This window comes from Streptomyces sp. SID10853 (assembly GCF_010548145.1).
In the GTDB taxonomy this organism is placed as follows: Bacteria; Actinomycetota; Actinomycetes; order Streptomycetales; family Streptomycetaceae; genus Streptomyces.
In genome coordinates this window covers 1-14,455 of sequence record NZ_JAAGLN010000182.1, presented here as the reverse complement: position 1 = coordinate 14,455, position 14,455 = coordinate 1, and the positions used below count along the sequence as shown (strand labels likewise).

Sequence of the window (14,455 nt, the reverse complement as noted above, 5' to 3'; positions counted from 1 at the left end):
GCTGGGCCGCAGGCGCCCCACCGGGCGCGGCGCCTGGCCCGTGCACGCCCGCGCGGGCAACTACGCGCTCTCCCGGATGCTGCACACCAGGACCGGGCTGCGCCTGCGCGACCTCGGCCCGATGCGGGCCGCCCGCCGTGCCGCGCTGCTCGGCCTCGGACTGACCGACCGGCGCAGCGGCTATCCCCTGGAGATGGTCGTACGCGCGGCCGACGAGGGGTGGCGTATCGCCGAACAGGACGTCCCCTACCGGCCGCGCACCGGGAAGTCGAAGGTCACAGGCACCTGGCGGGGGACCTGGCAGGCGGTGGCCGACATGCGCTCCGTACTGAACGGCCCCGCGCCCGCAGGGACGGCGGTGCGATGACCACGCTGCTCGTCATCGCCAAGGAGCCGCGGCCCGGCCGCGTCAAGACCCGGCTCACCCCGCCCTACAGCCCGCAACAGGCGGCGCACATCGCCGAGGCAGCGCTGAGCGACACCCTCGCAGCGGTCCTGGACTGCCCGGCCGGGCGCCGGATCCTGGTGCTCGACGGCACGCCGGGGAAGTGGCTGCCGCCCGGGATCGAGGTCGTCCCGCAGTGCGGCGGCGGACTGGACGAACGGCTCGCCGCCGCGTTCGCCCTCTGTACGGGCCCCGCGCTGCTCGTCGGCATGGACACCCCGCAGCTCACCCCGGCTCTGCTGGCCCCCGCGCTCGGCCCCGGCGGCTGGAGCGGCTGCGACGCCTGGTTCGGACCGGCCGACGACGGCGGGTTCTGGGCGCTCGGCTTCGCCGAACCCCGCCCCGAACTGATCCGCGGCGTACCCATGTCGACCCCGGGCACCGGTGCGGCGCAGCGGGCCCGGCTGACCGGGGCCGGGCTCACCGTCCGTGATCTGCCCGCGCTGTGCGACGTCGACACCGCGGACGACGTACGGACGGTCGCCGCCGCCATTCCGCACAGCGGCTTCGCGGCAGCCGTCGCGGCAACCGCGCCCCCGGCTGCCCTCTCCCGCACTCCCGCCCCGTCCACCCATCGCACCGGAGCGCGGAGGTGAGCGCGCCCGTCAGGCCGCGCTGCTGGCAGTCCGATCCGTACACCGACGCCCTGCGCACCGGGCGTGGCCCGCTCTTCCTGCGCCGCACCGACGGCTGGCTCCTCCCGCTCGACGTGGAGCGGTGGTGCGAGGCACCGGACCGTGCCGACATGTCGGTGCTCGGCCGGTGCGAGGGAACGGTACTCGACATCGGCTGCGGCCCGGGCCGGCTGGCCGCCGCACTGGCCGGGCTCGGCCACCGGGCGCTCGGCATCGACGTCAGCCGGGAGGCCGTCGCACGCACCGAACGCGCCGGAGCACCTGCTCTCTGCCGCTCGGTCTTCGACCGGCTGCCGGGGGAGGGGCGGTGGGGCACGGCCCTGCTCATCGACGGCAACATCGGTATCGGCGGCGACCCGCGCGCCCTGCTCTCCCGGACGGCGCAGCTCATCGCCCCCGGGGGACTGCTGCTGGCCGAGGCGGCGCCGGTCGATGTCGACGAACGTGTACGGGTCCGGGTCGACGACGGAAGGGGCGGCGCCGGGGCCGACTTCCCCTGGGCCCGGGTGGGCATACACGCACTGCTCGACCACGCGCACGCGGCCGGCTGGAGCGCGGCGGGCCAGTGGCAGGAGGAGGGGCGCCCCTTCATCGCACTGCGCCGGCCGGGCACCGTCGTACACCAGGTGCACGCGTCCGCCCCGGCGCCGTAGCGCTCCCGCCCGTGCCACGGAGAAGCACTGCTCCACGGAGAAGCACTGCTCCACGGAGAGGCCCCGCGCCATGGAGAGGTCCAGCCCCACGGGGAAGCCCTACTCCATGAGGAAGACCTGCTCCATGGGCGTCCACCAGTCGCCGGGCGCCGCCTCCGGCACCTTCTCCTGGCACGGATCCGTCAGCTCCCACCAGGCACGGGTGGCCTCGTCCTGTCCCATCGCCGCGAGATCCGCGGCCAGGTCGTCGCCGTGGTACTCGAAGTAGCTGAAGAGCCGGTCCCCGAGCAGATGGATCGAGTAGTTGGCGATATGGCTCGCCCGGAGCCGGGCGAGCACCGGCTCCGGGACGGCCCGGTGCAGCTCGCGGTAGTCCGCCAGCCTCTCCGGACGTACCCGGATCACCTGCGCGATCCGCTGCATCAGCGCACCACCGCCGCTCGCACGGTCTGGCGCTGCGCGCCGAGCCCGTCGATCTCCAGGTCGACGACATCGCCCGCCGAGAGATACGGGAAGCGGCCGGAGAGCGCGACGCCTTCCGGGGTGCCGGTGTTGATGATGTCGCCGGGCTCCAGGACCAGGTAGTGGCTGAGGTGGCGTACCAGCTCCAGCGCCCCGAAGATCATGTCCGCGGTGCTGGAGTCCTGGCGGGGCTCGCCGTTGACGCGGCTGCGGAGGTTCAGGGCCTGCGGTCCGTGCGGGAGGTCGTCCGCCGGGACGAGCCAGGGCCCCAGCGGGTTGAAGGTCTCGCTCGACTTGCCCTTCGACCACTGGCCGCCCGACTCGTCGAGCTGGTACGTCCGCTCCGACACGTCGTGGGAGACCGCGTATCCCGCGACGCACTCCGCAGCCGCGTCCGCCGAGTCCAGATAGCGTGCGGTGCGTCCGATGACGACGGCGAGTTCGACCTCCCAGTCCACGGTCTTCGCGCCGGGCGGGATCAGGACGTCGTCGTACGGCCCGACCACGGTGTTGGGGTGCTTGAAGAAAATGATCGGTGCGGTGGGCGGTTCGCTGCCCGACTCCGCCGCGTGGGCCGCGTAGTTCTGGCCGATACAGAGGACCGCGGCGGGCCTGGCCACCGGTGCGCCGACGCGGAGCAGTCCGGCTCCCGGGAGTTCGGTGAGCGACCCCGCCCGGAGGGCCTCCCGCACCCGGCCGATCCCGCCTCCGGCGAGGAACGGCCCGTCGATGTCGTCGGTCAGCGGGCCGAGATCGTAGAGCACACCGGCTTCGCGCACGGCGGGGCGTTCACTGCCCGGATCGCCAAGTCGCATGAGCTGCATCAGTGCAGCCTCCTCAGATATCGGCGTTAAAGGTCGGATGTTAACGAGACGAAAGCTATAGGAAAACCCGGATGGAGAGAACCCTGGGGTGCCCGCACCCTCCGCCGCCTCGGGCGCAGTATCGAAAACGGGGCGGTCGAAGGGTTGACGTGTGCCGGGGGATCGTGGCTAACCTCCGATGACCCCTCATTTCCCCAGGAGGAAATTCCGGCTGCCCGGAGCATCCCCCCTCTCATCGGCCTTTCCTGACATCCTCGATGCCATCGGTCTCAGGTCTTCCGCCCCGACCGCCGCAGACCGCCGCCCGAGCACATCCGCCGCGGCCCCGAGCCGTGGACGACCCCGAGAAGGACACATGCGGGTAGGACTCTTCGTGACGTGTGTGAATGACGCGTTGTACCCACGGACCGGCATCGCCGTGGTGAAACTGCTGGAGCGGCTGGGCGTGGAGGTCGGCTTCCCCGCCGGACAGACCTGCTGCGGGCAGCCGCAGTTCAACACCGGCTACCGGCGGGAGACCGAACCACTGGTCCGGCGCTTCGACAGGGAATTCGCGGGCTACGACTACGTCGTCACACCGTCGGGCTCCTGCGCGGCGATGATCCGCGACAACTATCCACGGATCGGCCGCAAGGCGGCGGCCGAGAACCGCGGGAGCGAACTCGCCGACGCGGCGGCCCGCTCCGTACCCAAGACGTACGAGCTGACGGAGTTCCTGGTGGACGTGCTGGGGGTGGTCGACGTGGGCGCGTACTTCCCGCACGCGGTCGCGTACCACCCGTCCTGCCACGGCCTGCGGATGCTGGGGCTCGGCGACCGGCCGCGCCGGCTCCTCGAAGCGGTGCGCGGGCTCGAACTGCGGGAGCTCGAAGGAGCCGAGGAGTGCTGCGGTTTCGGCGGGACCTTCGCGGTGAAGAACCCGGACGTGTCGGCCGCCATGGGCGAGGACAAGGTACGCAACGCCGTGTCGTCCGGCGCCGGTGTCCTGTGCGGGGCCGACAATTCCTGTCTGATGCACATCGGCGGCATCATGCGCCGCCAGGACGCGCCCCTGCGGGCGCTCCACCTGGCCGAGATCCTGGCGAGCACCGAAGAGGAGCCCCACGCATGAGCGGTACCTATCTCGGGATGCCGTCCTTCCCGAAGGCGGCCGCGGAAGCCGTGCACAACGAGACCCTGCGCGGGAACCTGCGGCACGCCACCCACACCATCCGCGACAAGCGGACGAAGGCGGTCGCCGAGCTCGCCGACTGGGCGCAGCTGCGGGAGGCGGGCAAGCAGATCAAGGACCGGACGCTGCGTCATCTGGACGAGTATCTGGTGCAGTTGGAGAAGTCCGTCACGGATGCCGGAGGCACCGTGCACTGGGCCGCCGACGCCGACGAGGCGAACCGGATCGTCGCCGGTCTGGTGAAGGCGACCGGGGAGCGCGAGGTCGTCAAGGTCAAGTCGATGGCGACCCAGGAGATCGGGCTCAACGAAGCGCTGGAGGCCGAGGGGATCGCCGCCTACGAGACGGATCTCGCCGAGCTGATCGTGCAGCTGGGCGAAGACCGGCCCAGCCACATCCTGGTCCCGGCGATCCACCGCAACCGGGGTGAGATCCGGGAGATCTTCGCGCGGACGATGAGCGAATGGGGCCGGCCGGCCCCCGAGGGGCTGACCGACTCCCCGGCCGAGCTGGCCGAAGCCGCCAGGCTGCACCTCCGGGAGAAGTTCCTCCGGGCCAAGGTGGGGATCTCGGGCGCCAACTTCATGGTCGCGGAGACCGGCACGCTGGTCGTCGTGGAGTCCGAGGGCAACGGACGGATGTGCCTGACGCTGCCCGAGACACTCATCTCGGTGGTGGGCATCGAGAAGACCGTGCCCACCTGGCGGGACCTGGAGGTCTTCCTGCAGACCCTGCCGCGCTCGTCGACGGCCGAGCGGATGAACCCGTACACCAGCACCTGGACCGGCACCACCGAAGCGGACGGGCCCCAGGACTTCCATCTGGTGCTGCTCGACAACGGCCGCACCGCGACCCTGGCCGACGAGGTCGGACGGCAGGCGCTGCGCTGCATCCGCTGCTCGGCCTGTCTCAACGTCTGCCCGGTGTACGAAAGGGCGGGCGGCCATGCGTACGGCTCGGTCTACCCGGGCCCCATCGGCGCCATCCTCAGCCCGCAACTGCGGGGCACGGAGAGCGAGATCGACGCCTCACTGCCGTACGCCTCATCGCTCTGCGGCGCCTGCTACGACGTATGTCCGGTCGCCATCGACATCCCCGAGGTCCTGGTCCATCTGCGGGAGCGGGTCGCCGGCCAGGGCGGCCGGGGCCACCGGCTGGAGAAGGCGGCGATCAAGGCGGCCGGCTGGGTGCTGAACCATCCCGCCGCACTCGCCGCCGGCGAGAAGGCGGCTTCGAAGACCCGCGGACTGCACCCCAGGCGGCTGCCGGGCGCCGGGGCGTGGACCGACAGCCGCGAGCTGCCCGAGCTGCCGCCCGAACCGTTCCGTGACTGGTGGAAGAAGAACCGCACATGAGCTCCCGTGACCAGATCCTCGCCCGCGTACGTGCCGCCGTCGCCGATGCACCGGAGGCCCCCGAGGCCACCCGCGACTACCTCACCACGCACACCACGGACGACCCGGCGGCGGTCCTCGACCTGCTCCACGAGAACCTGGCGGACTACCGTGCTGTGGTGCACCGGATCCGCCCCGAGGGACTGCCCGCGCTGCTCGCCCGGCTGCTGGCGGAGCGCGGCGCCACGACCGTACTCACACCGTCCGGGCTGCCGGACGGGTGGCTGGCCGAGGCCACCGCGACCCTGACACCGGACACACCGGCGTCGACCCCGGGGGAACTCGACGCCGTGGACAGTGTGGTCACCGGATGCGCGGTGGCCATCGCCGAGACCGGCACCATCGTCCTGGACGGCAGCGCCGACCAGGGGCGCCGCCGGATCACGCTGGTCCCCGACCACCACATCTGCGTCGTACGGGCCCCGGAGCAGGTGGTCGCATCGGTACCGCAGGCCCTCCCGCGTCTCGACCCGGCGCGCCCGCTCACCTGGATCTCGGGACCCTCGGCCACCAGCGACATCGAACTCGACCGGGTCGAAGGGGTCCACGGACCGCGCACCCTCGAAGTCGTTCTCGTCGAGGAGTGACGCGCGGGGCTCGGACGGAGGGCCCGGCCGTGCCCCGGCCGGGGGTCAGACGGAGCGGTGGTACTGCTGCGGAACGTGCACGTCGGCGCCCAGTGTGCGGGCGGCGTGCCGGGCCCAGGACGGGTTACGGAGCAGTTCGCGGCCGAGCAGCACCGCGTCCGCCTCGCCGTTGGCCAGGATCTTCTCGGCCTGTTCGACCTCGGTGATCAGTCCGACGGCGGCGACGGCCAGTTCCGTCCCGGCCTTGACGCGTGCGGCGAACGGCACCTGGTAGCCGGGCCCGACCGGGATGCGGGCCCCGGCGGCATTGCCACCGGTCGACACATCGAGCAGATCGACACCGTGCTCCTTGAGCAGTGGCGCGAAGCGCACGGTGTCGTCGGCCGTCCAGCCGCCCTCGTCCAGCCAGTCCGTGGCCGAGATACGGAAGAACAGCGGCAGCTCATCGGGCCACACCGCCCGTACGGCGTCCACGACTTCGAGGGCGAAGCGGGTGCGGTTCTCGAAGGACCCGCCGTACTCGTCGGTGCGGTGGTTGCTGTGCGGCGAGAGGAACTCGCCCACCAGATAGCCGTGCGCGCCGTGGATCTCGGCGACCTGGAACCCCGCGTCGAGCGCACGCCGGGCGCCGTCGGCGAACTGGCCCACGATGTCCTGTATCTGAGCAACTGTCAGCTCGTCGGGCACATGCTCACCCGCCGCGAAGGGGACCGGGCTTGGCGCTACCGGCTGCCAGCCGCCCTGGTCGGCACCGACCGGACCGCCGCCCTTCCAGGGCTGGTCCGTCGACGCCTTGCGTCCGGCATGGCCGAGCTGGATGCCGGGAACCGTGCCCTGGCTCCTGAGGAAGCCGGTGATCCGGCGGAGCCCCTCCACCTGGGTGTCGTTCCAGATGCCGAGGTCCGCGGGGCTGATACGGCCCTCCGGGCTGACGGCGGTCGCCTCGACGATGACCAGCCCGGCGCCTCCGGCGGCCCGCGCCGCGTAGTGTGCGAAGTGCCAGTCATCGGCCACACCGGTCTCGGGCCCCGAAGTGGCCGCCGAGTACTGGCACATGGGTGGCATCCATACGCGGTTGGGGAAGGTCAGCGACCGCAGGGTGTACGGGGCGAAGAGGGCGCTCACGACAGGCTCCAATCACAACGGCGTCGGGACGGAACGTACGATACGCATCGTAGTACGGGAGATGTCAAACTATGATGGGACTCGTACAATGGTGTCATTCCCCGGTCCGTCCGGGGCCGGAGGTTTTGCCCGGGCCGAATGCCCTGGATATTCCGATGTTCCGCATGTGAGGAGAGCCGTCGTGGTGACCGCAACGAGCAGCCGGGCGCTCGCTCATCCGGCGCGCGACGAGATCCGCCTGGACGGCGTCCTGCACGCGCTGGCGGATCCCGTGCGTATGTGCGTGGTACGTGAACTGGCGTCGGACGGCGGGGAGTTGTCCTGTTCCCGGTTCGCCCTGCCGGTGACCAAGTCGACCACCACCCACCACTTCAGGGTGCTGCGGGAGAGCGGTGTGATCCGGCAGATCTACCGGGGGACCGCGAAGATGAACGTGCTGCGCAGGGAGGATCTGGACGCGGTCTTCCCCGGACTGCTGGACGGGGTCCTCGCCGCGGCCGCGGCCGAAGCCTCGCGGGAGGCGTGACCCTCCGCCGCCGTCAGGGCGGCGGCGTGGACCCTTCCTCCTCGGGGGGCGCTCCCAGCTTCCAGTCGAGTCCGTACCGCTGGAACAGCTCGGCCCGCAGCCGTGCGTACGGCATGGGCGCCCCGGGCAGCAGCTGGGCGAAGACCGTACCCATCAGCTGGGCGCGCAGCAGTACATAGTCGGTGTCCGGGTCGGGTGATCCGTACCGCTCCACGGCCGAGCGCAGGACCCGGGCGAGCTCCTGCTGCTCCGGGCACCGGACGAACCCCTGCTCCTGGAGAATCCCGGCCATGTGGGTCCGCATCAGCACCGGGTGGTCGCCGGCCAGCCCCAGGATCGCGTCGATGGCCCGCGCCAGCAGCTCCGGCCCGTCGTCGGTGCGCGGCTCACGCTCCAGGGCCGCGGTGAGGGTGCGGTGCATCAGGCGGTGCACCGCTGACTGCAGCAGATGCCGCTTGCCCGGGAAGTAGTACGAGACGAGGCCGCGGGCGGATCCGGCGCGGTCGGCGATGTCCGCCAGCGTCGTCGCCTCGTAACCGCGCTCGCCGACAAGATCCACTGTGGCCTGCAGAAGCCGCTCGCGGGAACGCCGCCGCAGCTCCTCATTGACCGATTGGCTGCGCGGGGACATGCTTACTCCTGCGTTGACTGGCTCTCAGCCAACTATAATCAGCGCATCCCGCAGAGGGGCCCGTCAGGGGCCGTGCTGCGGGACCCGTCCGGACCGGGCGACGCGGGGGATCGTCCGGTCCGGGCTTTCTGCTGCCATCACCTGTTTCTTATGGGTCGATGTGGACGATTTTGGGTGGTTTTGACGGTGGGGCCGGTGGGGTGATCCCGCCTGTGTCCGCCTGTCAGCCGACGAGATCCAGGACCGGCCGGAGCGCGTCAGGGCGTTCGGCGGCCGGGAGGTGGTCCACGAAATGGACCGCGCAGCCCAGATTCCGGGCACCCCCGTCCTGGTGACGGTTGTCACCGACCATCAGGGTCTCGCCGGGGTCCTGGCCCAGTGCCTCACAGGCGGCACGGAAGAGCCGGACGTCGGGCTTCTGGACGCCGTGCTCGTACGACAGCGTGTAGTGGTCCACATACGGATCGACCCCATGGGCGCGGAACACCGGCCTGAGGTCCCAGCCGATGTTGCTCACCACGCCGATGCCGGTCCCGCGGGCATGCAGCGCGCCGAGCACCTCGGCGGTGTCCGGGTAGGGGCGCCAGGCGTCCGGGGTCATATGGCGGTTGTAGAGGGCGCCGTACAGCGCCGGATCCGGCAGCTCGACCTGGCGGGCGAGGCCCGTGAAAGCGGCGCGGTGCCCCTCGGCGCTCTCGTCGCGCGACGCCCACAGCCCGGCGAGCGCGGGCGGCACCCGCTGGGGCTCGGGTCCGCCCGGCTGAGCGCCGGCGGCCGCCAACTCCGCCGCGCGGAGGGTGAATTCCTCCTGGCCCAGGGTGATGCCCGCCTCGTCCAGGGTGGCGCGGAGCCAGGTCGCGACCGGCTCGGTCCGGAAGAGCGTTCCGGAGAAGTCGAAAAGTACGGCCTTGATCGTCATGCCGGGCATTCTCCCGGTCCGGTGGTCCGGCCGTCCGCTCCTCTGTCCATCCGCACGGCTGTCCGTCCGGTTGCCGCCCCGCGCCCGCAGGGCCGTTACCGCTATCCGAGCGCGCGCAGCCCGGGCACGAACGCGATCAGCAGCGGTACGACCGGCACCAGTGAGGCGGCGGCGGTCAGGCGCAGCCGACGGCCCGCGGTGAGACGCGGGGCCGCGCTCAGGAGACGGTCGACCCGGTGCGGCAGCTCCGCGTCGGGGGTCGGGCAGGGGCCGAACACTCCGCGGTGCTCGTTGAGTTGGACCAGCGCCAGGGCGATCGTCAGCCGGCCGAAGCGCCGTGACGCCACATCGTCGGCGGCCAGTTCCACCAGCCGGTGCATCTCGTTGCGGAAGGCGGCGAAGACCGGAATCTGCGGGAAGCCCACGGCCAGCGCGGCCGAGCAGTGCAGCAGCCAGTCATGGCGGGCGCGCGCGTGGCCCTGCTCATGGGCGAGCACCGCATCGAGCTGACGGCCTTTCAGGCCCCGGAGTGCCGCTGTGGTGATGACCAGTTGGGGAGCCGCACCGGGCAGCCACCAGGCATCGGGGCGCTCACCCTCCAGTACGACGAGGCGCTCGCCGCCCGGTTCCTCGCCGGGCAGCACGGGGGAGCGCACCAGCAGTTCCCTGCGGCTCTGCCTGCGTGCGGCCCGTGCGCGGCGGACCTCCCGGGTGAGCATGGCGGCCGTCCAGATCCCGCCCGCGGCCAGCACGGTAGCCGTCGCCGCCGACCACTGCGCGTACGCGCCCAGGGCGTACGCCTCCACCACGGCGTGCGGGGCGGAGGCGAAGACGTGTCCCCGTACCAGCTGCCAGGCCGCCGACGCGCTGAAGGTCATCGCCAGCGCGAAGCACAGCAGTACGGCGGCCACCACGCACTGCCACACCCACAGCGCCACCACCGGCTCCCGTTCGGGCCACTGGGCGCGAGCCAGAAGCCGCGGTGCCGCGACAGCGGCCACGGCTCCGAGTAGCAACAGCGCTAGGGAGACCAGCATGGGCGCCAGTTTATGGAGTCGGCGTGTCGCCGGGGTATGGCCTGGACCCGCAAGTGACGCAGGACACGGTCGGGTTCCGCGATTCCGCCCGGGTCAGATCGTCAGCAGCATCGCGAACATGGCCATACCCATGGCGAGCCGGCAGGCGAGCGCCAGCTCCGGACGGGCCCACCGGGCGACGCCGCGGCCGGTCCCCACGAGCGCTTCGCCGGCCACTGCCGCACGGGCCGCCATGGCCGTCCCGGCCACCGGAGCGGCGGAGGGCACCAGGGCGGCGCCCGTACGCAGCACGTACACGGCGTAGTAGACGAGCAGCGCGCCGGTGAGCAACGGGACCCCGCTCCCCGTCTGCGGGGAGTGCGCCATGTGTGCCATGGGGCCGTCGTGCGCTCCGCCGGGCGACACCCCCGCCCCCATCGTGAGCGCCATGTAGACCATGGCGAGCGAGCCGACCAGATGGTGCAGATGGTGAGCGCCCGCGCGGAGCTGCCACAGCGCCCGGAGGCCGCCCGCGGCGAAGACCGCGGCGAGCACCGTCCACCCCCACTCCGGGAGAGCGGCCACCGCTGCGGGCAGAGCCATCGCCGCCATCCCGAACCCCATCACCGCCTCGCCCCCGGCAGCCGACCGCGCCTGCCGCGATGTGCTGCGCATCCGCAGCAGGCAGTAGGCCCCGGTCGCCGCGCTCAGTGCCATCAGCAGCCAGCCGGACACCGCTGATCCGTACACGGCGCACCCCCCGTCGGACCGGTGCGCTCCGCGGCACGGGCCCAGGGCCATCGATGCCCCCGCCGGGCGGAGCGCACGCAAGCGCAGGGGGGCACGGGGGAGCGCGTCGCGGGCGCGTTACTGTCTGGACAGCAGCGGCCGGACAGTGACGGCCCGGCCCCGACCGCCTTCGACGGGAGACATCACCCCATGGACACCGCCCCCGACCGGATCACTTTCAGGGATGCGGCAGAGACCGACGTGGCGGCCCTCGTCACCCTGATCGAGTCGGCCTACCGCGGGGACACCAGCCGCACCGGCTGGACCACGGAGGCGGACATCCTGGACGGCCGGCGCACCGACCCGGACGGGGTCCGCGAAGTGATCGCTTCGCCCGCAGGCCGGCTGGTGGTGGTGGAACAGGACGGCGAGCCCGTCGCCTGCTGCCAGCTGGAGCGGCGCGGGCACGCGGCCTACTTCGGGATGTTCGCGGTGAGCCCGGCGCTGCAGGGCGCGGGGCTCGGCAAGCGGATCATCGCGGAGGCCGAGCGCCGGGTGACCGAGGAGTGGGGCGCCGACGAGATGCAGATGACCGTCATCTCGGTACGGGACGACCTCATCGCCTGGTACGAGCGGCGCGGCTACCGCCGTACGGGGAGGATGTTCCCCTTCCCGTACGGCGACGAGCGGTTCGGCATCCCGCTCCGCGACGACCTGCAGTTCGAGCTCCTGGTCAAGCAGCTCCCGGCCGGTGGGGCGCTCAGGCCGTGAACCGGCCGGTACGCCTGATCTCCGGGTAGTCGGTGGTCGCACCGTCCAGATCCAGCGCCCTGACCAGCCGCAGATGGTCCTGGGTGTTCACCACCCAGCCGAGCACCTTCAGGCCCTCCGCGTGCGCCTTCTCGACGGTCTCCAGGGTGAGCCTGCGGATGTTCAGCGCGACGGTGGCGGCGCCCACGGCCTTGGCGCGGGCCACGATGTCCTTGTCCCAGCGGCTCGCGATGAGCACCGTCCGTACGCCCGGCACGAGTGCCGCGATCTCACGGACCGCCTCGTCGTGGAACGACGAGACCTCGACGCGGCCGACCAGATCGCGCCGGAGCATCACGTCGGCGAGCGCCCGCGCCGCCGCGGCGTCCTTGATCTCGGCCTGGAGCGGTGAGCGGACCGCGTCCAGCACCTCTTCGAAGACCGGGATCCGCTCGCCCTGACCGGCGTCGAGCTCACGCAGCTCGGCGAGCGTCCGGTCGGCGATTGCTCCCTTGCCGTCGGTGGTGCGGTCGACGTCCGTGTCGTGCATGACGACGAGTGCGCCGTCCTTGCTCAGATGCAGATCGAGCTCGATGGCGTCCATGCCCGCCTGTTCCGCGTGGCGGAAGGACCGCAGCGTGTTCTCCGGCTCGACGCCCATGACCCCGCGATGTCCGATGATGAGGAGACTCAAGGTTCTCTCGCTTCCGTCGACGGCGGCTCTCGCGTGGCATTGCTACCCAGCTGGCAGAGCCGCAGCCTAACGCTCCGGCTCCGCTGCCGTACCGCTTCCCCGCGATGGCGCCGGGCGCCCTTGTCAGCCCCCGCCGGCCGGCCCGTGCCGCGTGTCTTCCGACACGGTTTTTCTTCCGCCCCCAGAGCGTGGGAACAAGGGTGGAAGCGGTTCCATCCTGGGCATACGACAGGAAGATTCGCTGCGATCAAGGGGGTTTCGCGGGACAATCTGTTGGATGCGCCCTTGAATGAGGGATCCGAACATCGATACGGTGTCCCCGCGGTTGGTCGGCAATTTCTGCTGTGGAGGAAGCGACATGACGAAAATTCTTGTGCAGGACCCGGTAGGTGGCGGTATATCCGGCGCCCAGCGAGTGGTCGAGCACCCGGCGTGGCCCGTGCTCAAGAATGCCGTCGAGGAGATCCGGCCCTGGCAGTCGAAGGACGGCTCCATCGACTTCGAGGCCGACGACGCCCCCGACCGCGGCGATGTCGAGGCCGCGTTCGCGCGGGTGACCGGCGCGATCGAGGAACTCTCCCCGCTGCTGCCGCACGACGCCGCGTACCACCGGGCGCTCGTCGCGGACCTCCGCAAGTGGGCCGACAGCGGATTCGCCGTCCCCGACTTCCTGGACTCGCTGCTCGCCTTCCACCCGGCCGACCTGCGCGCCGACGGGCTCCAGCACCTGGTCGTCTTCGCGATGTACACGCAGAACGGCAATCCGGACCGCAATCTCGAAGCGGTCGTGCTGCGCATGGTCTGGCCCGACTGGCTCTCCGAGCTGGAGGCCACGCGCTACGACAACCCGCTCTTCTGCGGCATCACCTTCGAGGACTTCACCTCCGGGTACGACACCAACTCCGCGGTGCTCTTCCCGGAGACCATCGCCGTCCGTGAGGCACCCGACCGCTTCACCTGGGGCGGCATCTTCTGCGACCGCGAGGCGGCGCGCTTCCGGGCCGTCACCGAGGCCGCCGTGCGCGTCCTGAAGCTCGAACTGCCCGACGACATCCAGGAGATGGTCTCCGACCAGCAGCGCTGCCAGCAGGCGTTCGTACTGTGGGACATGGTCCACGACCGCACCCACAGCCACGGCGACCTGCCGTTCGACCCCTTCATGATCAAGCAGCGCCAGCCGTTCTGGATGTACGGACTCGAAGAGCTGCGCTGCGACCTCACCGCCTTCCGGGAGGCCGTGCGGCTGGAGGCGGACGGCTTCGGGCAGGGCCGTGACGTCCAGTACGCCGTGCTCTTCGACCGCATGTTCCGCTTCCCGGTGACCGGCGAGCGCGTACGCAACTACGACGGGCTCGGCGGCCAGCTGCTCTTCGCCTATCTGCACCAGCACGACGTGGTGCGCTGGACCGACAGCACCCTGAAGATCGACTGGGAGCGGGCGCCGCAGGTCACCAACCAGCTCTGCGCGGAGATCGAGGACCTGTACCGGGCCGGTATCGACCGCCCCAAGCTGGTGCACTGGTTCGCCGCCTACGACCTGGTCTCGCGCTACCTCGCGCCGCACCCGGGATCGCGCTGGGCCAAGGGTCCTGACGCCCTGGATCTGAGCCAGCCGCCGCGTAAACTCGTGGACGACGTGCTTCCCGACGAGTTTCCGCTCAGCATGTTCTACGAGGCACTCGCCAAGAAGCTCAGGACCGTGGTCGCCTCGACCAAGGGCATCACCGCGGCGGGCACCCCCGAGCGGGAAGCGGCGTGAGCGCCCGCAGGCAGGAGGCGGAGACGATGAGCAAGGGATCACTGGACGGAGCCGTGGTCGCGGTGGCCGGGGCCGCGGGCCCGGCGGGCCGTGCGGCGCTGCTGAGGCTGGCCGAGGCCGGGGCGACGGTGGTCG

General features: G+C 71.4%; 16 protein-coding genes and 1 pseudogene. 9 read left to right on the top strand and 8 right to left on the bottom strand.

The window, feature by feature from the left end; translation table 11 throughout:
* The 3 genes and pseudogenes from G3I19_RS26850 to G3I19_RS26840 all read left to right on the top strand — a co-directional run.
* Positions 1 to 367 (top strand): annotated as a pseudogene (locus G3I19_RS26850) (glycosyltransferase); the annotation flags it as partial.
* Positions 364 to 1,041 (top strand): TIGR04282 family arsenosugar biosynthesis glycosyltransferase, encoded by a 678-nt coding sequence (locus tag G3I19_RS26845; protein ID WP_203600311.1) that lies wholly within the window; start codon positions 364 to 366, stop codon positions 1,039 to 1,041. The pseudogene G3I19_RS26850 and the gene G3I19_RS26845, both read left to right, overlap by 4 nt.
* Positions 1,038 to 1,733, top strand: coding sequence for a class I SAM-dependent methyltransferase (locus G3I19_RS26840; RefSeq protein ID WP_343235217.1), 696 nt, complete (start codon positions 1,038 to 1,040; stop codon positions 1,731 to 1,733). The genes G3I19_RS26845 and G3I19_RS26840 overlap by 4 nt, the downstream gene beginning before the upstream one ends.
* A gap of 99 nt (positions 1,734 to 1,832) precedes the next feature.
* On the opposite strand, the gene G3I19_RS26835 is transcribed toward G3I19_RS26840, so the two are convergent.
* Together G3I19_RS26835 and G3I19_RS26830 are read right to left on the bottom strand one after the other, a co-directional pair.
* Positions 1,833 to 2,156, bottom strand: a complete 324-nt coding sequence (locus G3I19_RS26835; RefSeq protein ID WP_164266288.1) for an L-rhamnose mutarotase — start codon at positions 2,154 to 2,156, stop codon at positions 1,833 to 1,835.
* Complete coding sequence (locus G3I19_RS26830) at positions 2,156 to 3,019, bottom strand: fumarylacetoacetate hydrolase family protein (protein WP_164266287.1); 864 nt, start codon at positions 3,017 to 3,019, stop codon at positions 2,156 to 2,158. Before G3I19_RS26830 ends, G3I19_RS26835 begins: the two co-directional genes overlap by 1 nt.
* A gap of 355 nt (positions 3,020 to 3,374) precedes the next feature.
* Here G3I19_RS26830 and G3I19_RS26825 point away from each other — a divergent pair, with 355 nt between their 5' ends.
* The 3 genes from G3I19_RS26825 to G3I19_RS26815 are packed head-to-tail and all read left to right on the top strand — an operon-like array spanning position 3,375 to position 6,171.
* Positions 3,375 to 4,130 carry a (Fe-S)-binding protein gene (locus G3I19_RS26825; protein ID WP_164266286.1) on the top strand — a complete coding sequence of 252 codons (756 nt, stop codon included), beginning with the start codon at positions 3,375 to 3,377 and terminating at the stop codon, positions 4,128 to 4,130.
* A complete protein-coding gene (locus tag G3I19_RS26820) occupies positions 4,127 to 5,545 on the top strand; it encodes a LutB/LldF family L-lactate oxidation iron-sulfur protein (protein ID WP_164266285.1) in 1,419 nt (472 codons plus the stop codon). Before G3I19_RS26825 ends, G3I19_RS26820 begins: the two co-directional genes overlap by 4 nt.
* Positions 5,542 to 6,171: an LUD domain-containing protein gene (locus G3I19_RS26815; protein WP_164266284.1), complete on the top strand. Its 630-nt coding sequence runs from the start codon at positions 5,542 to 5,544 to the stop codon at positions 6,169 to 6,171. Before G3I19_RS26820 ends, G3I19_RS26815 begins: the two co-directional genes overlap by 4 nt.
* A 45-nt stretch (positions 6,172 to 6,216) precedes the next feature.
* Here the strand turns inward: G3I19_RS26815 and G3I19_RS26810 are convergent, their stop codons facing one another.
* Entirely contained in the window at positions 6,217 to 7,296 is a 1,080-nt protein-coding gene (locus G3I19_RS26810) for an NADH:flavin oxidoreductase/NADH oxidase (RefSeq protein ID WP_164266283.1), read from the bottom strand.
* Between the two features lie 181 nt (positions 7,297 to 7,477).
* Here G3I19_RS26810 and G3I19_RS26805 point away from each other — a divergent pair, with 181 nt between their 5' ends.
* Positions 7,478 to 7,822, top strand: a complete 345-nt coding sequence (locus tag G3I19_RS26805) for a helix-turn-helix domain-containing protein (protein WP_164266282.1) — start codon at positions 7,478 to 7,480, stop codon at positions 7,820 to 7,822.
* Positions 7,823 to 7,835: 13 nt separating this feature from the next.
* Here G3I19_RS26805 and G3I19_RS26800 read toward each other — a convergent pair whose 3' ends face one another.
* The 4 genes from G3I19_RS26800 to G3I19_RS26785 form a co-directional block, all read right to left on the bottom strand.
* A complete protein-coding gene (locus G3I19_RS26800) occupies positions 7,836 to 8,453 on the bottom strand; it encodes a TetR/AcrR family transcriptional regulator (protein ID WP_164266281.1) in 618 nt (205 codons plus the stop codon).
* Between the two features lie 223 nt (positions 8,454 to 8,676).
* Positions 8,677 to 9,372, bottom strand: a complete 696-nt coding sequence (locus tag G3I19_RS26795) for an HAD-IA family hydrolase (protein ID WP_164266280.1) — start codon at positions 9,370 to 9,372, stop codon at positions 8,677 to 8,679.
* A 101-nt stretch (positions 9,373 to 9,473) separates the two neighbouring features.
* Positions 9,474 to 10,409: a M56 family metallopeptidase gene (locus G3I19_RS26790; protein WP_164266279.1), complete on the bottom strand. Its 936-nt coding sequence runs from the start codon at positions 10,407 to 10,409 to the stop codon at positions 9,474 to 9,476.
* Positions 10,410 to 10,502: 93 nt separating this feature from the next.
* Positions 10,503 to 11,138, bottom strand: a complete 636-nt coding sequence (locus G3I19_RS26785; RefSeq protein WP_164266278.1) for a DUF5134 domain-containing protein — start codon at positions 11,136 to 11,138, stop codon at positions 10,503 to 10,505.
* A 189-nt stretch (positions 11,139 to 11,327) separates the two neighbouring features.
* On the opposite strand from G3I19_RS26785, the gene G3I19_RS26780 reads away from it, so the two are divergent.
* Positions 11,328 to 11,888 carry a GNAT family N-acetyltransferase gene (locus G3I19_RS26780; RefSeq protein ID WP_164266277.1) on the top strand — a complete coding sequence of 187 codons (561 nt, stop codon included), beginning with the start codon at positions 11,328 to 11,330 and terminating at the stop codon, positions 11,886 to 11,888.
* Here G3I19_RS26780 and G3I19_RS26775 read toward each other — a convergent pair.
* A complete protein-coding gene (locus tag G3I19_RS26775; protein WP_164266290.1) occupies positions 11,878 to 12,528 on the bottom strand; it encodes a glycerophosphodiester phosphodiesterase family protein in 651 nt (216 codons plus the stop codon). The genes G3I19_RS26780 and G3I19_RS26775 overlap by 11 nt on opposite strands.
* 391 nt (positions 12,529 to 12,919) lie before the next feature.
* Here G3I19_RS26775 and G3I19_RS26770 point away from each other — a divergent pair, with 391 nt between their 5' ends.
* Complete coding sequence (locus tag G3I19_RS26770) at positions 12,920 to 14,320, top strand: DUF6421 family protein (RefSeq protein ID WP_164266276.1); 1,401 nt, start codon at positions 12,920 to 12,922, stop codon at positions 14,318 to 14,320.
* Positions 14,321 to 14,455: the final 135 nt, after the last annotated feature.